This window comes from Paenibacillus sp. 32352 (assembly GCF_002042965.1).
GTDB lineage: Bacteria > Bacillota > Bacilli > Paenibacillales > NBRC-103111 > Paenibacillus_S > Paenibacillus_S vulneris.
In genome coordinates, this window is sequence record NZ_MZNT01000009.1 from 325,515 (window position 1) to 347,332 (window position 21,818).

Below are 21,818 nucleotides of genomic sequence, written 5' to 3' on the forward strand. Positions count from 1 at the left end.
TCGGATTTGCCCAAGAATCTTTTTTCGAAGATGAATACCATAGGATATCCCTTCAAAGGAGTTGATAACATGGCCCGCTTTCCAGATGTCGTAATTATTGTTCGATCCAAGAAAAATTTTGCGAATATCGGCAGAATCCGGATTATCGGAAGTGCAAAGCCTTGCCAGAGATTTATTAAAGTAGGAGCCCCAGTCAAAGATGCTGTATTATGCTTGCTCCAACATGGATTTACGATTGTTGAACAAGGAAATGTCGGTGTTTTTTACCGGATTCGCTAATTACCATTTGAAGGACCTGGCTGATTTTGAGGGATTTTCAGATTCCAACCATGCCTGGTTCTATTCAGGTTGTATGAGAACAGCCTCATGCGGGTACACTTTTTTCTTTACAATCGAACGTATATTCGGTATGATTTACGTATGTGGATAAATATTCCAATACCCATCCAACCGGACATATTTGCGAAGGGGAAAATAAGGCAGCTTTTTGACGTCCGAATCTTGCTGTGTGTGCTGGTACTGATAATACCTGGAAAGGTGAGGGGCTATATGGGGGAAAACATGATGACGAAGCACGTAGTTAAATCCTTTAGCTTAATAGGCATTAGAGGTGAGTGTCTTTATAAGGATTTTTCCACAGCGTTACCTGCAGCCAGAGCCAAGCTAATCGAGAAATATAATTCGAATGGGGCAGCTGAGCTCATCTTCTATGCGATGCCGGACGAGAGTCCGCATCCTGAAAGACAGGAGGTCTTCTACCTAGGTGTGGAGTATAATGATTCCATACCGCCAGGAATGGAGCTTAAAGCAATTGAGAATCAATCCTTTGTCATGACAACCTATAGGGGGGCCGTTACAGATATATGGAAGGGCTATCAGAAGATCAATGAATACATAAGAAAAAACGGATGGGTAGAAGACCGGACTTCTTTTGTTGTGGAACTTTATGATGAACGTTTTAACAAAACTTCCGACGATAGTGAGATGGAAATTTACATACCGGTTAGGAAAAGCGATTGATCATTAAACCTTATACATGTGGTTAAAGACTATAGAAAGGGTCTCCGTCGCAATTAAAAGAGGGACAGTTCATGAAATTTTACATAGCATCCAGCCTTAAAAATATAGAGAATGTCCGGGTAGCTGCAAAAAGCCTGAAATCTCACGGGTTGATCCAGACATATGATTGGACAAACCATTCCAATATCGATTCTATAACCAAGCTGCGTCAGATTGGCCAGGATGAAGTATCTGGTGTTTTGGATGCCGATGTGGTCATCGTAATGATCCCCGCGGGGAAGGGCAGCCACGTAGAGTTAGGTATTGCTTTGGCTGCAAAAAAGAAGATCGTTTTGTACTCTTCAACAGATGAAATTAATGATATGAAAACAACCTGTTCTTTTTATCATTTGAAGGAAGTCGAACAGATCATCGGTCCGATGGACGAGCTAATAAAAACGGTCTGTATTTTCAAAAAATAGTGGAAGGGACCTTATCGCTATGAAACTAAACACACTGGTTCTAAATGAAATGAATAAGCAGCTCAAACGAATAGAATCCTGTTTGAAGCTTCTCTCAGATGAACAAATATGGCATAGATGTAAGCCCAATATGAATAGCGTCGGCAACTTATGTCTTCATTTGGCGGGGAACGAGTACCAACATATTGTCAGCGGTATTGGCAATGCCCCCTTTAATCGGACCAGATCATCCGAATTCACCACCAACAATGGAATGTCACGTGAAGCTTTGATAGAGCTGCTTAACGATGTCAGGCGGCAATCTTCTAGCATAATAGAAGGGATTACAGAATCTGATCTAACAACGAGCATTAACATACATTATTCGGTTGAGGATTGGAACAAAATGGTGGTCCGCCCCGCCTTTGAAACTAACGCCCATTATTCAAGGGATATAGAAACGATACTAGTTCAAGTATGTGAGCATTATAGCTATCATGCTGGCCAAATTGTTATAATAACCAAATTATTGAATGATAATCAGGACAACATTACCGGAACGTATCATTGAAGTATGTCCGCCTTTGAAGCCCGTGAAAATACCCTAAAAATAACGACATTTCATGGGTTTCAATAGCGGCTGGAGGGGCATGTCCCACTGGAGTATATTGTAATAGTTCAAGCTCTATAGATTTTTCGACGGACTCGCCCCACTTTGGTGGGGTTATTTTGCATGCCGTGGACAATCAAAACGGACTAGGATAGATCGTATTTAGGGAATTCCATATAATGGATAATTTTCATTAGAATGATGTGATTTATGTAAAGCCATTACACAGCGGAACGCTTAGAATGAGGTGGAAAGGTGAAGGGACTCATCTAAATAAGGGAGGAAGCATATGGTTCAGCGCCGCTGTTGGGTAGGTTTATTGATGGTTTGGATTATATTCATGCTATCGGCATGCGCTCCACTAGGAGGAAATGCAGAGAAGGGAGGAAGTCAGGATGATCCGTCCAAGCCGGTCACATTAAAAGTGTTAGGCGTCATTACGTTCTCCGACGAGCAGTGGGACAACATTTTTGTCAAGCCGATTCAAAAGAAGTTCCCCCACGTGACCTTGGAACGACTGAACGAGAAAAACTATAGCGAACGCTTAACCTCGGGGTATGTCCCGGATCTGATCGTCACATCGTTTTCCTCCATCCCCAGTATGATTGATCTGAAGGTGGTCGGCGATATCGGCCCTATGATGCAAGCATATCATTTTGATACCGGTATCTTCGATCAGCCTATTGCCGACATGTTTAGAACCTTTCCTTCACTTCAGTTTGCAGGCTTGCCTATGTACAAAAACCCGAAAGTGCTGTTTTATAACAAAGATATTTTTGACAGGCTCGCTGTTCCTTACCCTAAGGACGATATGACCTGGGATCAGGCGGCAGAGCTGGCCCGCAAGCTGACGGCTTCGATAGATGGCATCCCTTATATGGGGCTTCAGCCAGGAAGTGTGTCTCATCTGGCAGGGCAATTATCGCTTCAACAGGTTCATCCGCAAACGAATAAAGCGGCCATCAATTCCGATGGCTATAAACAGTTGTTTCAATTTTTGAAGCAGCTTCAGACGATCCCGGGCATGGATCTGGCTAAGGCCAATTCGGATGCGTTTTACAAAACCCGCACCCTTGCCATGTATGATTATTGGACGACAGACGGCCTGATTCCGCTGGAAGAAGCCTCTAAGGCGGGGAATCCGATGAACTGGGACATGGTCACTTCGCCTGTATTTGCCAATAAGCCGGGCATTCATTCCATGCCGGACGTTCATGTCATGTTAATGTCCTCGATGAGCGAGCACAAGGAGCTTGTATATCAAATTATGTCTCTTATCGCATCCTCCGAAGAGGCTCAAACGGAATTTGCCAAAATCGGCAGAGTCCCTGTGCTGCGGGATGCCAAAGTGTTCCAGCATTTCGGGGAAAATTTCGCCAGTGTCAAAGGGAAGCATCTGGAGGCTATTTTCAAGACAGGCTTTGCCCCAAGGCCGGCCCCGTCTGCTTATGAGGGCTTGGCAAGCAAGCCGCTGAACGATGCCTTGAACCGTGTCTACGCTGAAAATGAAGATATTAACACGGCTCTTAGAAAAGCGGAAGAGGAAGCCAATAAAGCTATCGAAGGGGCAATGAAGTAGCAGGGGCTGCTAATTGAAATGGAACAGGAGCGGGATTCATGGACAGCGCAAATAGAAAACGGCTGTGGAAACAGCAAATTCTTGAAATCGCTTCCCAGGCGGAAGAGCCCTATTATGTATTCGGGGAGGAGAGGAATCGGCCGATTCTATGGCTTCAGGATTTTCCGGAAGATTGGCTGGAGCGCTCCCAGCGTCGCGAGTTTGCAGCTGTTGTGCGGCCGGGAGAGTTCTATGTGCTGCAAGTCGTCTTGTTTGCCACTCGCTGCTCGCTAATAGACGTGCAAGCAGAATTCACGGATCTGGTGTCCTCTCAAGGCTCGCGCATTCCTGCTTCCGGAATCAAGTGCTTTGCCATGGGAGGCAGGGATGCGTACGGACAGCCGTTTAAGAAAAAAGTTACTGTCCGACAGGGAGGCGTTCAGTCGCTGTGGATAGGAATTTCCGTTCCCAGAGATGTGCCCGCGGCTTCGTATTCCGGAGTATGGACCTTTTCGGCTTGCGGCAGCATTCAGCCGTTTACCGTAAAGCTAACGGTAGCTGGCCAGCCTCTGGACGATGCCGGAGACAGCGAGACGTGGAGGCATTCCCGTTTGCGATGGCTGAACTCGGATCTGGCTATCGACGAAGAAGTGACGGCACCTTACATTCCGGTTACCTGGAAGGATCGGAGGGTGGGCTGCTTAGGCAGAGAGCTGACCCTTAATGACTATGGGTTCCCCGAAGCAATTGAAAGCCGGTTCAATGACGCTGTAGATGGACTCACGGATGTTGGGAAGCCGATTCTTGCAGAACCGATTCGTTTTGCTGTCCAAACCCCGGAAGGAGAGGCAGTCTGGGAGAGCAGAGGAGTACGCTTCGAGAGACAAACGGACAGCCGAATTGGATGGTCTGCCCAAAGTCATTGCCCTTCGTTCGAGATGAGGTGTCAAGGCGAGCTCGAATACGATGGGTACGTCCGTTATGAAGTAACCTTGAAGGCGAAGAAGACTGTACATGTCAGCGATATGTGGCTTGATATTCCTTATGCTCCGGGTGCAGCCCGTTATGGAATGGGACTCGGGCATAAGGGAGGCTTTCTTCCCGAGCATCTGGACTGGCACTGGGATCCTTCTAAACATCAGCATGCGATGTGGATTGGTGACGTTAATGCGGGCCTGCGGCTCCGTCTGCTCGATCCGGAAGGCCGCAGACCGTTCGTCAATATTTATTACAAGCACCGTCCCTTAACGGTACCGGATAGCTGGGGGAATCGAGGCAAAGGCGGCGTCAAGCTCTTACATCGTGAACATGCAGCTGTGTTACGCGCTTATAGCGGAGAACGAATGATGGAGCAGGGAGAAGAGCTGCGCTTCGTCTTTGATCTGATGATCACTCCGCTCAAGGCGATAGAGATGAATGCCCATTGGAATAACCGGTATTTGCATCGGCTGGAGGGCAAAGCGGTGATGGATCATTGGCAAGAACAGGCTCTCGCTAGCGGCGCCAATATCATCAATATCCACCATGGCGCGGATGCCCATCCGTTCATTAATTATCCGTTCCTGGAAACGGAGACTCTTGCCCGGTTCGTAGCGGAAGCGCATAACAGGAATCTGAAAGTCAAGCTATATTATACCGTGAGGGAAATCAGCGATCATATGACGGAGCTGCAAGCGCTCCGGAGCCTGGGGGATGAGATATTTCCAAGGCCGAATCCGGATGTGGTCACTTCTTTATGGCAGGGCGATGCGGCGAAGTGGGTTCGAGAGCATCTGGGGGATGACATCATTCCTGCGTGGAAGCATGAATTTAAAGCAGGAAAATACACGGGGGAAATCGATGCGGCTATAGTAACGGACGGGACTTCGAGATTAGTCAATTACTATGTGGAAGGCTTGAATTGGCTGCTGAAGCATACCGATATGGACGGCCTGTATATCGACGATACGGCCTATGATCGTTTCACGATGCGGCGTGTCCGCAAAATACTGGACCGGACGAAACCGGGCTCCTTGATCGATTTTCATACATGGAACCACATGAATGAAAGGGCGGGCTTTGTAAATAATGCCGACTTATATATGGAGCTCTTCCCTTATCTCGACAGCCTGTGGATCGGGGAAGGGTTCAAATACAACGAGGTCCGTCCCGAGTATTGGCTAGTTGAAATCAGCGGCATTCCCTTCGGGCTTATGGGGGAAATGCTGGGTGATGGCAACCCTTGGCGCGGCATGATTTACGGGATGTCCAATCGGCTTGGCTGGTTCGGTCATAGCCCGGAGGGGCTCTGGAAGCTATGGGATCGTTTTGGTATCCAGGATGCGCAAATGCTGGGCTACTGGCATCCGGACAATCCGATTGCGCCTAGTCGCAAGGATGTAGCTGTTACCGTATACCACAAGCAGGATCAAATGCTCATTGCTGCGGCCAGCTGGGCGGACGAACCGCTCCAATGCTCCCTTCATATCGATTGGGGGCAGCTTGGCTGGGAGCCCGACTCGCTATGTATCGAAGTGCCGGCGATTGACAATATTCAAGATGCCATTGCCTTGGAATCTTTGCAAGCCATATCGCTGCAGCCGCAGCAGGGATTGATCATTATCGTCCGAAGCGGAAGCGGGAACTTATAGGAGGAGACAAGCTAATGACAGATGCTGTAAGAAATAACGTTGTGGATAAAGAAGTCGTAGTAGGGTTATTGCATCGTCTGTTGGGCGCGGCTTATGCCGAGCAGTTTGAGCTGGAAGTGATTGAGCAGGACCAGGGACGCGATGTATTTGAGATTGAAAACAAGGGGAAGAGAATCGTGCTCCGGGGATCGAACGGTATCAGTCTCGCTTCCGCGCTTCACTGGTATTTAAAATACAGCTGCCATGCACATATTTCCTGGTCAGGCGATCAGTTGTCGCTGCCGGACCAGCTGCTGCCCGTAAGAGAGGCTGTTCGTAAAATAACCCCTTATCGTCATCGATATATGTACAATTTCTGTACCTTTAACTACACGATGACCTGGTGGGATTGGAAGCGATGGGAGCGGGAAATCGATTGGATGGCGCTGCACGGCATTAACATGCCTCTAGCCGCAACGGGACAGGAAGCGGTCTGGATGGAGACAGGGCGCAAGCTGGGGCTGTCCGACGATGAAATGCTCAAGCATTTGACAGGACCGGCTTACCTGGCCTGGCACTATATGGGGAATGTCGACGGTATGGGAGGGCCGCTTCCAACAAGCTGGATTGAAGGGCAGAGAGAGCTGCAGCTGCAAATTCTGGAGCGTGAACGCCAGCTCGGCATGACGCCGGTGTTAGCGGGCTTCTATGGTCATGTGCCTGCCGCATTGAAACAGAAGCATCCGGATGCCAACATCCTGCAGCTGAAGTCATGGTTTGGAATGCCGGGCATTCACTTCCTGGACCCGCGGGATCCCTTGTTTGACGAAGCGGCCGGTCACTTTTACGAGGAGCAGAAGAGGCTTTACGGGACGGACCACTTGTACGCGATGGATTTGTTCCATGAAGGGAAATCGCCTGACACCTCGACGGAGTATGTCACCGAGTCGGCAAAGGCTGTTTGTCAAAGCATGCTGAACCATGATCCGGATGGAATCTGGGTCATGCAGAGCTGGTCGATGTCCGAGCCCATTGTGCGTTCCCTTCCGAAGGAGCATCTGCTGATGCTGGATTTGCATGCGGAGAGCAATGCCAAATGGAAGCAGTCTCATGCTTTTTACGGAAAACCGTGGATTTGGTGCATGCTGCACAACTTCGGTGCGCGTAACGGGATGTTCGGGGATCTGGATTCGTTGGCGCAAGGTCCGGCACAGGCGCTGCATGACCCGGGGAGAGGGGATATGGCGGGGATCGGCTTTGCTCCTGAAGCCATTGAGGAGAATCCGGTTTTTTACGACCTGCTGAGTGAAATGATTTGGCGGACAGAGGCTCCCGATCCGGATGAATGGGCAACAGCCTACTTGCGGCGCCGCTATGGCAGACATAATGATGCGGCAGTAGAAGCATGGCGCTTGCTTCGCAAATCGGTCTATTCAAAAAATGCTAATTATGAATCCGTTGTTTGCGCCAGACCGAAGCTGGAAATTAGACGAACCTGCAACGGAACGGTAGTTCCTTTCTATGATGTGCGGGTGCTGCTGCGTGCATGGGAAGCCTTGCTGGAGAGCGGGGAGGAATTGCGGACTTCCATCAACTATCAATACGATTTGGTGAATGTAGGACGGCAGGTGTTATCAGATACGGCAAGGCCGCTGCATTTGAAGATGATTGAGGCGTTCACCCGAAGGGACCGTACGGGATTTCAAGAATATTGGAACGCATTGGAGGCGCTGATCGTCGATCTGGAAGAGCTGCTCGGCACAAATGTTCATTTTCTTACCGGCCCATGGATAGATCGAGCGAAGAAGTGGGGAAATACACAGGATGAGATAGCGCTTCATGAGTTCAATGCCCGCACGATCATTTCCACCTGGTGGCCCGAGGTTACCTTTGACGACTATGCACACAAACAGTGGTCCGGCATCATGGCGAGCTATTACTTGCAAAGGTGGAGACGATTTGCCGCCTGCCTGGAGGCCTCTATCGACGATCCAGATTCTTTCGATCAGCAAGCCTTTGACCGGGAAATACGCGAGTGGGAGGTCAGCTGGATGGAAGGAAGCGATACCTTTGCGTTGGAAGCTGCAGGAGATCCCGTAGACGTATCCCGGCGGTTGTTCAAGACCTACGCCGATATGGTTGAATGCTTTTGGAAGGGATGATCCTATCCTGGACTTTTTCATGATTCGATTTGGGTAGTTTACCATTTATACTTTGTTGTAAAGCGTCTCTGGAAGACGGGTTTTAGAGGCTTGACCTCGTAACAACCCATCGTCCCGGGGCGTTTGTTTTTTGGTAAAGGCGGTGCTCAGAAAATCTGACAAGAGATGTTAGCCTAAGAAACGCTGCAGGGGAAGTCTGGTAACCGCATTAGGCTAGGGTGCAGGAATACGCGGCAGGATGTCGAAGAAGATAAGATTAAGCCTATGAAAATCGGATAAGAATGGAGAGCATATGATAATTAAAAAGCCCTTATCGGACATCATTCCTGAATTATTTGATCTTCCTGGTGGTATATCTGTCTCGATAGATGCAAGCTGCAAAAGAATTATACATAATGCCACGGCTGCCGAGTTTCTCCGAATCAAATCAGGAGGAGACTTCTCGATGTCAGCGGACGACCCGCCTTCAGTACTTGCCTTCGATGAGCATGGCAGATGTCTGACTGCAAAAGAATTAACCTTACAGAAGGCTATTTTGGAAGGCAAGGAAAATAAGCAAGTCGTAGAACTGGTGTGGCCTGACGGGGTTCGAAAAATCGCAGTCTGGAACAGCAAACCGATATTCAACGAACAAGGTGAAATTATTGGGGCTGTGTCCATTTCTGAAGATATTACCGATTATATGCTTGAAAAACGGCGGCTGCGGGAATCGCAGGAGCGGTTAAGGATCGAATTGGAGAGGATGGATCGATTAAACCATGTAGCGCAGCTGGCTGCAGGCATCAGTCATGAGGTCAGGAATCCTCTAACCACAGTGAAGGGCTTTCTGCAAATCATGCATTCTAATTTACAGAGGGTCGATGAAACGATCGTTAACCTGATGATCGAGGAATTAGATCGTGCAAATGAGATCATTTCCGATTTTCTGTCTCTTACTAAGGTCCATAAGAAGGAATTAAGCCAAGATAATATATGGAACGTCATTGACCGGATGCTCCCGCTGATAGAGAATGAGGCTTTCATAGCGAAAAAGAAGCTGGTTTTGAAGCGAACTAAAGTATCTGATGTCATGCTCGATTCCAAAGAGGTCAAGCAGCTCATATTGAATCTGGTGCGAAATGCTCTCGAGGCCATGCAAATCGGGGGCACTGTCTATGTCGAGACGCTGGAGACTCCATCCTGCGTAGAATTGCGAGTTACAGACGAAGGGCCGGGTATTCCAAAACATATTTTGGAGCAGCTGGGAACCGGAACCCCCTTTGTTACGACAAAGACGAACGGCACGGGAGTAGGACTTGCCATTTGCTATGACATCGCAAAACGGCATAATGCTCACATGGATATTGAAACGAGTTCAACGGGAACGATGTTTAAGATACAATTCCCGAAGCTTTGAAGCTGCAGCCGATTCATTGAGCGATAACGATAGTTTCATGGTGAAAATAAGGCGCGTCTGCACTTAGCAGGCGCACTTTTATTAATAGTACTTATGGAAATAAGGAGGGTACTTATGAAGGAAGAAGAAGATGATGCTTTGTTTGAAATCCTAGCCGAGCGGGTGGAGTTTACGGTTCAGGAAAAATGAGTGGTTTCCTTTCCCGAACTTCCCATTACTTACCTCGAGGTTACTAAATGGACTTTAATACAGTTCTTGTCACGCATCCTCTGATTAACTATGATTGGATATACATTGACATAGGGCGGAGTGATCACTTTGGGTAATGCTGAGGCAAGTTATCGAATTCCTCTTTTTTGCACCGTGACCCTGCTGTTCTGGTTTTCCATGTATACCTGCGTTCCGATTTTGGCCTCCTATGTGGAGTTTCTGGGGGCTTCCCACCAGATGGCCGGCTTTATTGTCGGCATGTACGGGCTAAGCCAGATGCTGCTGCGGATTCCCGTGGGAGTGCTTTCCGACCGCTATCATAAGCGCAAAATGTTTATTCTGTTCGGTCTGCTGTTCTCCGTGTTGGCCGGACTGGGCATTCTAATCACGCAGGAGATTACCTGGATACTCATTCTGAGGGCACTTGCGGGTGCGGCGGCAGCAACATGGGTCGATTTTACCATTCTGTTCGTAAGCTATTTCAAGAAAGAAGACACTACTCGAGCGCTTGGAACGCTGTCCTTCTATAATTCGACCGGACAGATGCTCGGTATCCTTCTCGGCGGATGGTTCGCGGACCGTTTCGGGTGGGAGTCCTCCTTCATCATCGGTGCAGCGGTAGGGATGATAGGGCTCGTAGGTGCATGGTTTCTGGTTGAAAAGGTGGATAAACATGCGCAAAAAATTACTTTCGAGGGTGTCCTGGATGTTGCGAAGGATCGGACGCTGCTTACCGTTTCTTTCTTGTCCATTCTGTTTCAGGTACTGACTTTCGCCACAGTTTTCGGCTTCACGCCGGTGTTCGCCCAATCGCTAGGAGCCACCAAGCTTGATATGGGGCTGCTGACCTTCTTCTCCACGTTTCCAACCGCGTTAGCCGCCTGGTTCGGAGGGAGGCATCTGGCGCAAAAGCTGGGAGAGCGAAACACGATCATTGTCGGTTTTATCATCAGCGGGGTGTTTACCGTGGCGATTCCATTCACCCCGTCGCTCTGGGTGCTTATGCTGACGCAAGCTTTGGCCGGCTTCGGAAGAGGCTTTACTTCTCCTGTGCTGATGTCGTTGAGCATTAAACATATGGATACCGGCAAACGTGCGACGGCAATGGGATTCTACCAGGCGATTTACGGCTTGGGGATGTTCGGCGGCCCCATCATCATGGGAATCGCCGGAGATTGGTTTTCCCTGGAGAACGGCTTCCTGATGGTCGGAGCTCTCGGCTGCGTCACTTCCATACTGGCTTACCTGATGCTGAATAGGGCAGGGGCTGGAACAACTGCGCCTCCGCGCACGCGCGAAATAGCGAAGTGAGGGAAAAGGCCTTTCACCATTTTAAACTGCACCCTATTTGTTAGACACAACTAACAATGGAGGTGCAGTTTTTTTGCCTAAATTCAGTTTAGATGAGAAATTGAAGGCCATTCAAAGGTATCAGAATGGTACCGAAGGAGTTAAAAGCATTAGGGAAAAATCATGAAGTTTTACGTAATGCATTTCTGCTCAAGCTTTATCGATAGAAATCAATCAGATCTTCAAACAATTGTTTAATCAATTCAAGCTCAGCTTCGGTGTATTTTTCCAGGAACTCGTACATTCTCTGCTTTTCCTTGGTGTGGAGCTCGTCATGAACAGCAAAGATCTTTTTACCGACAGGAGTCAGCCGAAAATATACTTCCTTTTTATTATCGCTGAGCTGGGCCCTTCGTACCCAACCCGCCTTCAATAATTTATTGGTGACCTTGGAAGTGTTCCCTTTGCTTAAGTTTAACGCTTCCGCGATCGATGTAACATTAATCGGCTCCCGTTCTCCAATGCATGCAATGGTATGCAGCTCCGTCATGTTCAGACTTAATTCAACGCCTATATGCTTCCGAATTTCCTCAAGATAAGATCCGGTTATCCATGATTCATATTGCTCTTTTTGCTGAAGAAACTGAATGAAATGTTCAAGAATTGCGCTTTTATTTGCCTTGATTGAATCCATGATTCAACTATCTCCTCGACTATTTTGTTTGTTTATTATATCATAAGTATTTTCCTGAGAAACAATATGGGATACAGGTACATGGATACGATGATTAAAGCCATACTACCCTGAGAAATTGTCCAGCTCACTGATTGAAAAAGGGGCCGACAATATGGCAGAGCTGGAGGTTGACACCAAGAAAAGGGGGAGTTACAATGATATTGTTTCATATGAAACAATAAATGAATATGATGTCGATTGGCGTATTTTAATCCTTTTGTTTTATATGTTATTTTTTTCGTTCATGTGAAACAATTTATTGTGATGTAGGGGGGGGTTATACCGCACAATGTCTATAGGGCACTCATTCGGCCCGGATAGGTATATTGCCTGGGCAATAACCCTTTCGGAATTGAATCCACTGAAAATGGTAAAGGAAGGCACAGATCGCTGGCGGGGAAAAGCCGCTGAATAGACCTTTATGTCAGACAAAAAGCGGATTGCGGCGGATATTAAAACACGCTGCCGGCGGATCGGTACAGTCGGCCTGGGCCGCTGATTGCAAAAGGAGAGTGATTGTCATGAGTATCGCCAAGACAATTCGGGAGAGAAGAAGCATTCGCACATTTAATCGGAACCCTGTACCTCGTGAATTGGTGATTCAACTATTGAATGACGCTGTTTGGGCTCCCAATCACGGGATGCGGGAGCCATGGCGTTTCATTTATGTGGACAGCGACGGCGGCAAGACACGTCTGGTTGACCTGATTACGTCTGCATCCGGCAACCTTAAGCGGTATCGTCTGCTGCCATCCAAGCTTAAGGAGTTCATGAGAAATAAGATACTTGAAATTCCCGCGCATCTGATCGTAGTGATGAAGGAAGAGAAGAACGAACACAAGCGAAATGAAGATTTTGCCGCAGTCTGCTGCTTCATGCAAAATTTTCAACTTCTTGGCTGGGAGAACAATCTCGGCATGATATGGTCTACCATCGAGTTCATATTCGATCCCGAGTTTCAGGATGGACTGGGCGTACGGAAAGACGAACGTATCGTAGGTATCCTTCACATGGGCTTCTTTGACAAAGCTCCCCGTCCAAAGCCGCGTACACCAGCCGAAAAGAAGCTGACTCTTTGGTAAAAAGCTGTGGACAGTGCGGGATGTGAACGGAATAGTAGGAGAAGGGAAGATCATGGCGAAGTTGGTGGTAGGTCCAATGCGCGGCTGCCGGCATGAACCGGCAGCCGCGTTAATGCCCCCACTATCATTTCTTTTATCGTTTCGTGTACCGCTCATAGGCAGCCTGCTGGATTTTCAGGACACTATCCAGACCGATCTTCTCGATATTTTTGACATAGGCGTCAAATTTGTCAAGCGGTTCGGCTCCCATGATAAATTTGTTCACCATTTCATCCTTGTATGTCGTTATTTCCGCGAATTTGGAGTTGAGGACATCGCGCTCTGCCTGCTTAAAGGAAAGGGCAACCGGATATTTATCCTTGATGAATGGCGTAATCGAATCGCGGATTTTTTCAATCTTTGGCGTTACCATGGCATTCTCATAGCGGATGTCCCACTGATAAGCAAATTCGCGGTGGCCGAGTTCGTACATTTTAATCAATGGGGATTTGTTAGGGTCTTTCATGATCAAGTCAGTGTACTTCGGTTGATTGTTCTCCATTGTGTACGTTTCGCCGAGCTTTCCGAAATTCATTGCCAGTTGTCCTTCCTCGCTGTAAAACCAATCGTGCATTTTGGCAAGTTCCACCTTATACTTGGATTTCGAGCTAATGGCAAAGCCGTTCTTGATTAACGTTTGTTGGCTTTTCGTATATGCGTCCCCAGAGGGGCCTTTAAGTGGAGGAATGCCAATCATATTGACCTTCGGCTCGGCCTTTGCAACTAATTTCTCCAAATATTCGATGCGCGGGAACGAATCAAATGTAATACCCGATTGTTGATTCGTGAAGCGCGATTCCCAAACCTTCTGGTCGTTCGTAATGTACTCCTTGTCGATTAAGCCTTCGCGGTACAGCTTCGCGGCGAAAGCGAGCGCATCCTTCAGCTTTGGATTCGTATAGGTGTATTTAACCTGGCCGTTCTCAACATAAAAATCCTCCTCGAACGACACGCCGAAAGGCTCGACGAGTGCTAACAGCCCTTTGAGCTTATTGCGCGTTGTAAACGGGATTTCATCGTTCTTTCCGTTGCCATTCGGGTCCTTTTCCTTAAAAGCCTTCAGCACCTCGTACAATTCATCCGTCGTCGTTGGTGCCTTCATACCGACTTTATCCAGCCAGTCCTGCCGGACGATTTGCAAATTGATGGTTTTGACCGCGGAGATTTGCGGGAAGAAGTAAATGTTGCCGTCATCCGATTTGATGTCTTTTAGGATTTGCGGGTTTTTCTCCATAACCTTTTTGAAATTCGGCATATATTGGTCGATCAGCTTGTTAAGCGGTTCGAAGGCCCCATTTTCACCGCCCTTATTGAGCAGGTCTGGAGTCGCTTCCATCATATCCGGAAGATCGCCGCCGGCCAAGGTTAAATTAAACTTCTCGATGTAGTCCTTATCGTCATTGGGGGCTTTTAGCCACTTGAAATACACATTGGTCTTTTCGACGATGGGCTTCATCCACGGCAGATCGTTCGACTCCACCGACTCGGTTCTCGGCCGCATATAGACATTGACCTCGATTTTCTTATCCAGCACTTTACCGCCGACTGCCGTCTGTCCGCTTGGGTCATTCTGGGGTTCTGGGGTTCCTGAAGTCTTCTGATCAGAGCCTCCGGACTGACATCCGGATAGCGTCACGATCAGCGCGATGGCGCTAATTATTCCTTTGGTCCACTTAGAATTTGTCATAGCTGCAAAACCTCCCTTATCCTTTTTATCAGGGACGCAAATCCCGTGATTTCGCGGTTAGCCTTTGATCGATCCCATCATGGAGCCCTGCACAAAATATTTTTGTATGAACGGATATACGAGTAAGATTGGCAGCGTTGCGACAATCAGTGTCGCGTATTTGATCGATTCGCTGAGCAGATTTTTGTCGTCATGGACATCTACCATTACTTGATCGGTCTGGTTCTGGATAACGATGTCACGCAGCAGGATTTGTACCGGAAACAAGTTTTCATCGTTCAAATAAATCATTGCGGGGAAAAAGCTATTCCACTGGTTTACGGCATAAAACAGCCCGATGGTTACAAGTGATGGCACCGACAGCGGCAAATAAATACGCAGCAGCGTCTGCATCGCGGAACATCCGTCGATTCGAGCGGCATCCTCCAGCTCTGCGGGAATTTGCTCGAAAAAAGTGCGCTGGATGAACACGTAAAATGATGCAACAGCAGTCGGAATTATGATCGCCCATATCGTGTTTCGCATCTCAAGCGCGTTCACGACAAGGTAGGTGGGGATGAGGCCGCCGCTAAAGAGCATCGGTAAAAGGATAAAGCCGGTGAGCAAATTTCGCCCTGGGACTTCCTTCTTCGAAAGCGGATAGGCAGCCAGCACCGTAAGAAAGAGGCTCACAGCGGTCCCAAGGACCGTATAAACTACGGTATTGAAGTAAGCGCGTCCGAGCATCGGAAATTCGATGACCCTTTTATAAGCTTCCAACTGAAACCCCATCGGGATAATGCCTATTTTTCCTTGCGAAATATAAATCTGCTCACTGAGTGAAGCGGCAAGCACATATAAGAACGGATATATGGTGATTGCCACGACAAGTCCCAGAAACAGCATATTAAGCGTGTTAAAGATCAGGCTTCCCCATGTCAAACGGCGCAGCGGCATTGTTTGTCCTCCTTACCAAATGCTCGTTTCCGAATATTTGCGTGCCAATCGGTTAGAGATCATCAAGAGCACCAGCCCCATCACGGACTGGAACAACCCGACGGCGGAAGCAAAGCTGTAGTTGGCCTCTAGGATACCCCTCCGGTAAACATAGGAACCGATCACATCCGCCGTTACATACGTGTTGGGGTTGTATAGTAAAATAATGAGCTCATATCCGGTTTCCAGCATGTGTCCAATTTTAAGCAAAAGCAAAATGATAATCGTTGGTGCGATGCCCGGCAAGGTGACATGCCACATTTGCCTCCAACGGTTCGCCCCGTCGACCTTCGCCGCTTCGTACAACTCTGTATTGATTCCTGTTAGCGCGGCAAAGTAGAGGATGGCTGACCAGCCAAGCGTCTTCCACAAATCGATGGATGTGTAGATCCACCAAAAATACTCCGGCTTCTGAAGAAAGGCAATCCGCTCTATACCGAACTGAACGAGCAGGTTGTTAATGAGTCCGACGCTCGGAGATAAGAACGTCACGGCCATGCTCGCAACAATGACGGTGGAGACAAAGTGCGGTAAATAGCTAATGGTCTGAACGGATCTTTTGATGAAGGCGTTGCGCACTTCATTCAATAGTAATGCGAAAACGATCGGAGCCGGAAACACGAATACCAGGTTCAGCAGATTGATTATCAGCGTATTACGGATCAGCCGGGTGAAGTAGATTGAATCGAAGAAATCGATGAAATGCTTGAACCCGGCAAATGGACTTGCCAAAATGCCTTTGTATACGTTGTAATCCATAAAAGAGATCAAGACGGCCATAATGACGGGAGCATAGCGGAAAATGACATAGTAAATGAAAGGGAGCAGAAACATGAGGTAGTAAGGCAGGGCTTTTTTCATCGTTTTTCGCCATTGTGACGGATTGGCAGCCGTGGACGGGGCCACGGAATGGGGAACAGCGGCTTCGGGCTTAGCCATCGAACGAAACGCCTCCTTTCGATAAATGGATGTTATCAAGTGAGTAGTTTTCAATTTCGTGTCCATAATGTAACCGTTCACAAACGATTTTTCCATCTCCGATTATTTAGAACCATCCCCATTTTTTATGATAATAGGGGCGATTTGTTTGGATTTATAGGCTAATCTTGGGGGAGGATGCGATAGACGGTTTAATTGGTTCGCTTTTGAAAGGTTATCGAGTCTAGCCGGGAAAATATGCAAAAAAACGGCCGGCCCCGTCGTCTCTTAAAGAGGAGGGTCGGCTAAGTGAGATACAAGTGATAGCTCCGGTTGAGACCTGCTACGATGCACCCCTTCACTGACGGAACTGTCCTGGCGTGACACCTTCATGACGTTTGAATACGCGGATAAACGTGTTGGAGCTCGTAAAGCCGACCCGCTCTGAGATGTCCGCCACAGAGTGGTTCGTGGTCTGCAGCAGCAGCTTGGCCTGCTCGATCCGCTTCGAGTTGACGTAATCGACGAAGCTCATGCCCGTGATATCTTTAAAAATGCTGCTTAAATAGGATGAGGATAATCCAAGTGCTTCTCCCACGACCGCTAGGGACAAGTCCCGGTGGTAATTGGTCCTAACAAACTGTTCAACCTTCCCGAGCAGCTGGGTGTATTGGCCTTGTTTCTTACCTTGAATCCATTCACCGATGATTCTGAATGCCTCTTCAATGCACCGCTTTTTGTCCTCAACGCCAGGCTGTGAGTCGAGTTCACGGTATAAACTGAAGGAACGGCCGAATATTTCCTCTGCAGTGGAACCGATTTCATAAATCGTCCGGACTGCAGTCCCGGCAAGCGCGTGAAACAAATGGTGAACAATTTCCGGAGTTGGAGGGGCACTCTCCAGATTATCCTTCCACAACACTTGCAAAAGCTCTGATAGCGTTGTTGTATTGCCAGTTTTCACCGCATTGATGATTCTTTTCTCCGTATCAAAGGAATACATGTAAGAACGATCGGGTAGTTTGCTTACTTCATCCACGTAGATGACGCTGCCTTGTCCCTTGACTAGTTTGTATTCCAACGCGGTCAACGCATCCACATAGGAAAACGGTACATCCTCCACCCGCTTGTATACATTGCCTATGCCGATAGTAAAGGTCCGCCCGTGCTCCCGTACGAAAAAGTTGGTCACGCGGCATATCAAATCGCTGATCAGCTCCGGGTTTGGATTCCGGGAATCGAGATTGACGACAGTGACGATTTTATTGACACGCTTTTTAATCGATTTGACTGCAAAATGCGGCAGTTCTGCGTCGGTTGTTACAGCCATTTGATCAATCATGCTTATAATATCGGGCTCATGGGGACTGAGCCTCTCGTCGACGGAAAAATCCACCGTCTCAAACACGATGATCTGGTACGCATCGAAGGCGAAGGGAAGCTGAAGCTTCTCTGCGGCCTCGGCCATTTTCTCTGAGGAAACCCGGCCTTCTATCAAATCATATAAGATCTTTTGCTGCAGCGCAGGCAGATTTTTCTCGAATTCGCCCTTCAACTGATGGTTCTCGAAGTATACGTAATTGATGATCCTGTCAATAAATCCGAGCTCATCCTCCTTACGAATGCCTGGCAATTCGTCCTTTTTGCGTTCGAACAAATTCATATAAGCTATGATATTGTAAATTGGCCGGTACATCCGTTCCGTCAAAAAATAGGAGATAATAACACCGACTGCGAGGCAAAGTACGGCAGCAAATAGCGTGAACTGCCTGAATTTGTTCGCTTTTTCCGTAATAAATGCGGTTGGCACCGCACTAATGTAAGTCCACCCATTGACATAAGACGAGGTGAATACGATCTGGTAGCTTTCGCCAGAGATTTTTTCCTCAAGGTACCCTTCTCGAGTTCCTTGGGCTTTCACTTTATCCGCAATAATCCCTTTGACGGAATAGATCCGCTGATCATGCTCGGAGCGGACGGAGCTGTTGATCACAAGCTGGCCCGATGCGTCTATGGCGTAAATAAATGCAGGGTACGGGTCGCTAATGCTTTGCAGCATATTTGCCAGGTCTTCGGTTTTGACGTTCATGTACAATATCCCGGTTGGAGATACTTCACTGAGCGGAACGGTTCGTGCAAACGTAATTACGGACTGAGAAGCATCGGAAGAAACGACGTCGAACCGCCCCATGAACGTGTAGCCGAAATGCCCCGTCTCTTTTTTTCGCCAGTCCATCTCAGGCTTGGTGGTATAAAGTTGGCTGTAGAAATAGTCCGAATTGTATTTGGATTCGTGGTTGAGGACAACAGGGTACCGGTAAGGCTGCAGCCATATATCGGCGATCAGCGGGTTGGCGAGTTTGACGCTTTTCAAATATTGTATAACATCCAGAAACAGCATCTGATCGAGGTTCCATGTCTGTTCAGACAAATAGAAGGCGCGGCGGATTGAACTTTGCAGTGAAACCTGGAAAGATAAGACGTCCCACGATTCGATTGCCCGATCGATGTTATTTCGCGCCTGTTCAATATATTTATTATTGGAGGTGACCACTTCTTCAATCAGCAGGGAAGATGATTTGGAATAAGAGACGTAGCCGAAGATGAGGATGGTGGAGATGATAAATGCATTAAAAATAACAAGCATTTTGACAAAAATGCTTTTATGCTTAAATATTTTTAAGCTTTGTGGGAACATGCTCGTGGACAACCCCCTACAAACCGGATGGAGACGTACCATTACTTAATCTACCAATCATTGTAGGGCACCAGTCAGTTTAATGTAAAGCGCTTTAATCTATAATTATATTCATTTACATGGCACATATTATGAATCAGGGAGGAAAACACCGGCGGCCGTAGCTTGATATCGAGCTGGTTGAAGCCTCCGCCCAACGCTTACTTGATTATGCCAAATTTAGTGCGGCAACTGTTCCTTCTGTCTATTGGACAGTTTTGTGAAAGGAGCTATGGTATAATGTAGAAAAACTGGGTTTTTTGAAAGGTTGGGAATATGATGGGTCCAGATAAAAATAGTGTGTTTCCAATGAAAAATATCAGAAGTCTTTGCTTTTTAAAAAATGTAGTGATAAATCCAAATATTGAAGTTGGGGATTATACCTATTACGATGACTTGAATAACCCTTTAGGTTTTGAGAAAAATGTCCTTTATCATTTTGACTTTTTAGGAGATAAACTGAAAATCGGAAAATTTTGTGCTATTGCATCTACCGCTAAATTTATTATGAACGGTGCGAATCATAATACAAATTCATTTACAACTTTTCCTTTTGGGGCATTTGGGGGAGATTGGGAAGTCGGATTAAAGAATTTAAGTGGTGGCTTCAAAGGTGATACAGTTATAGGAAACGATGTTTGGATAGGTTACAATGCTACAATTATGCCAGGGATTCATATAGGTGATGGTGCGATAATCGCCACAAATGCTGTAGTAACCAAAGATGTTCCGTCTTATGCTATTGTAGGAGGGAACCCAGCAAAATTAATACGTTATAGATTCGACGAGGAAACGATTGGTATTCTCAATACTTTGAAGTGGTGGGAGTGGGATATTGAAAAAATAACTGAATTTATTCCCGTTTTGACAAGCAATAATACGGAAGCTTTAAAGGAACTTCTCAACTCATAATAAAAACTGTATTGAACTAACGGATACGATAGTGTGGAGCTGCACCGGGCAGCTCCTTTTTAATTGCCATTGAAGTAACGGTTAGTTCTAATATTTTTGTGATGTATTGTTCTAACATAAAAAGGAAAATAAGGATCAATCTAGAATACAGAGGTTAACAGAATGTGCTTGAAATTAAATGTTGTAAGCGATAAAGGAGACGTGCCATGAAAGATCCTAGAGTTGAACAACTCGCTAAAAAATTAATTGAATATTCAGTAAAGCTTCAACGAGGAGAAAAGCTATTAATTGAGGTTGATGGATTGGAAATTCCTTTGGCAAAAGAATTGATAAGACAGGCTTATTTAGTTGGTGGAATTCCATTCCTATTAATAAATAATCATGAGTTATTAAGAGAGATATTAATTAGTTGCAATGAGGAACAATTAACAGCAATGGCATTCTATGATTCAACTAGAGTAAAGGATATGCAAGCTTATATCCTCATTAGAGCCGGAGAGAATATGAGTGAATTGAATGGTGTTTCTCCTGAAAAGTTGGCACTATTTAGAAAATATTATTCACAAAAGATCAATGGTAGACGTTACAGCCATACGAAATGGTGTATTCTTCGTTATCCTAACCATGCTATGGCGCAGCAAGCTAATATGTCCACAGAAGACTTTGAGGATTTATATTTTAACGTTTGCAATCTTGATTATTCCAAGATGGATAAAGCAATGGATAATTTAGTAACGTTGATGGATAAAACAGATAAAGTAAGGATTAGTGGTCCTGGGACAGAGTTAAAATTCTCAATTAAAAATATGCCTTCATATAAAGACGCAGGGATTATGAACCTTCCGGATGGTGAAGTATATACAATGCCAGTAAAAGAGTCTGTTAATGGATACATTTCCTATAATACACCTTCAATTAAAGAAGGGTTTACATTCGAGAACATTCGATTTGAAGTTAAGGATGGCAGAATCATACATGCCACTGCGAATGATTGCGATAGATTAAATAAATTACTAGATACTGACCAAGGATCCAGATATTTTGGCGAATTTGGAATTGGACTCAATCCATATATAGAAAAACCAATGAAAGATACTCTATTTGATGAAAAAATATGGGGCAGTTATCACTTTACTCCTGGATGTGTACCTGTAGGATCACCAGGAAATAAGAACTGGTCAGAATTGCACTGGGATATTGTAAATATTCAGCGTTCTGAATTCGGTGGTGGAGAAATATGGTTTGATGATATCCTGATACGTAAGAATGGAATATTTATTCCTGAAATATTACAAGGATTAAACCCAGAAAACTTAAAGTGAAACTAATAGGTAGATAGTACTAACCATCTCTCGAAATCTTTTTACGTTGAAGAAGAATTGTTTAAAAGAACAATAATGCGAACTTAGGAACTGTTCTATAACTAATTAGATAACG

At 46.4% G+C, this 21,818-nt stretch carries 17 protein-coding genes; 12 read left to right on the plus strand and 5 right to left on the minus strand.

All coding sequences use genetic code 11. From position 1 onward, the window contains the following. Window positions 1-69 precede the first annotated feature (69 nt). The 9 genes from B1728_RS21890 (at window position 70) to B1728_RS21930 (ending at window position 11,316) form a co-directional block, all read left to right on the plus strand. The gene (locus tag B1728_RS21890) at window positions 70-279 is read left to right on the plus strand and encodes a hypothetical protein (protein WP_079912522.1); all 210 of its coding nucleotides are present in this window, start codon (window positions 70-72) and stop codon (window positions 277-279) included. Between the two features lie 270 nt (window positions 280-549). Further along, on the plus strand, window positions 550-1,020 hold the full coding sequence (locus B1728_RS21895; RefSeq protein WP_179136142.1) for a GyrI-like domain-containing protein: 471 nt from the start codon (window positions 550-552) through the stop codon (window positions 1,018-1,020). Window positions 1,021-1,091: 71 nt separating this feature from the next. Further along, window positions 1,092-1,481, plus strand: coding sequence for a nucleoside 2-deoxyribosyltransferase (locus tag B1728_RS21900; RefSeq protein WP_079912524.1), 390 nt, complete (start codon window positions 1,092-1,094; stop codon window positions 1,479-1,481). Between the two features lie 49 nt (window positions 1,482-1,530). Next, entirely contained in the window at window positions 1,531-2,031 is a 501-nt protein-coding gene (locus B1728_RS21905; RefSeq protein ID WP_256865460.1) for a DinB family protein, read from the plus strand. Between the two features lie 328 nt (window positions 2,032-2,359). Beyond that, window positions 2,360-3,649 (plus strand): ABC transporter substrate-binding protein, encoded by a 1,290-nt coding sequence (locus B1728_RS21910; protein WP_079912526.1) that lies wholly within the window; start codon window positions 2,360-2,362, stop codon window positions 3,647-3,649. A gap of 38 nt (window positions 3,650-3,687) precedes the next feature. Then, window positions 3,688-6,258, plus strand: a complete 2,571-nt coding sequence (locus tag B1728_RS21915) for a glycoside hydrolase domain-containing protein (RefSeq protein ID WP_079912527.1) — start codon at window positions 3,688-3,690, stop codon at window positions 6,256-6,258. A gap of 14 nt (window positions 6,259-6,272) precedes the next feature. After that, on the plus strand, window positions 6,273-8,399 hold the full coding sequence (locus B1728_RS21920) for an alpha-N-acetylglucosaminidase (RefSeq protein WP_079912528.1): 2,127 nt from the start codon (window positions 6,273-6,275) through the stop codon (window positions 8,397-8,399). 445 nt (window positions 8,400-8,844) lie between these two features. Then, window positions 8,845-9,795 (plus strand): ATP-binding protein, encoded by a 951-nt coding sequence (locus B1728_RS21925; RefSeq protein ID WP_179136143.1) that lies wholly within the window; start codon window positions 8,845-8,847, stop codon window positions 9,793-9,795. A 318-nt stretch (window positions 9,796-10,113) separates the two neighbouring features. Next, window positions 10,114-11,316: an MFS transporter gene (locus B1728_RS21930; protein WP_218672317.1), complete on the plus strand. Its 1,203-nt coding sequence runs from the start codon at window positions 10,114-10,116 to the stop codon at window positions 11,314-11,316. A gap of 196 nt (window positions 11,317-11,512) precedes the next feature. Here the strand turns inward: B1728_RS21930 and B1728_RS21935 are convergent, their stop codons facing one another. After that, complete coding sequence (locus tag B1728_RS21935) at window positions 11,513-11,989, minus strand: MarR family transcriptional regulator (RefSeq protein WP_079912530.1); 477 nt, start codon at window positions 11,987-11,989, stop codon at window positions 11,513-11,515. A 563-nt stretch (window positions 11,990-12,552) separates the two neighbouring features. Between B1728_RS21935 and B1728_RS21940 the strand changes: the two genes are divergently transcribed. After that, window positions 12,553-13,113 carry a nitroreductase family protein gene (locus tag B1728_RS21940; protein ID WP_079912531.1) on the plus strand — a complete coding sequence of 187 codons (561 nt, stop codon included), beginning with the start codon at window positions 12,553-12,555 and terminating at the stop codon, window positions 13,111-13,113. Between the two features lie 133 nt (window positions 13,114-13,246). Here B1728_RS21940 and B1728_RS21945 read toward each other — a convergent pair whose 3' ends face one another. From B1728_RS21945 to B1728_RS21960, 4 genes are all read right to left on the minus strand, one after another. Beyond that, entirely contained in the window at window positions 13,247-14,839 is a 1,593-nt protein-coding gene (locus B1728_RS21945; protein ID WP_079912532.1) for an extracellular solute-binding protein, read from the minus strand. A 57-nt stretch (window positions 14,840-14,896) separates the two neighbouring features. Beyond that, window positions 14,897-15,775: a carbohydrate ABC transporter permease gene (locus B1728_RS21950; protein ID WP_079912533.1), complete on the minus strand. Its 879-nt coding sequence runs from the start codon at window positions 15,773-15,775 to the stop codon at window positions 14,897-14,899. A 12-nt stretch (window positions 15,776-15,787) separates the two neighbouring features. Beyond that, window positions 15,788-16,753 (minus strand): ABC transporter permease, encoded by a 966-nt coding sequence (locus tag B1728_RS21955; RefSeq protein ID WP_079912534.1) that lies wholly within the window; start codon window positions 16,751-16,753, stop codon window positions 15,788-15,790. A 337-nt stretch (window positions 16,754-17,090) separates the two neighbouring features. Continuing rightward, window positions 17,091-19,430 carry a helix-turn-helix domain-containing protein gene (locus tag B1728_RS21960; protein WP_179136144.1) on the minus strand — a complete coding sequence of 780 codons (2,340 nt, stop codon included), beginning with the start codon at window positions 19,428-19,430 and terminating at the stop codon, window positions 17,091-17,093. A gap of 315 nt (window positions 19,431-19,745) precedes the next feature. Between B1728_RS21960 and B1728_RS21965 the strand changes: the two genes are divergently transcribed. Continuing rightward, window positions 19,746-20,381 (plus strand): CatB-related O-acetyltransferase, encoded by a 636-nt coding sequence (locus B1728_RS21965; protein ID WP_079912536.1) that lies wholly within the window; start codon window positions 19,746-19,748, stop codon window positions 20,379-20,381. A 206-nt stretch (window positions 20,382-20,587) separates the two neighbouring features. Beyond that, window positions 20,588-21,703, plus strand: a complete 1,116-nt coding sequence (locus tag B1728_RS21970; RefSeq protein ID WP_079912537.1) for an aminopeptidase — start codon at window positions 20,588-20,590, stop codon at window positions 21,701-21,703. The last annotated feature ends 115 nt before the right edge of the window (window positions 21,704-21,818 follow it).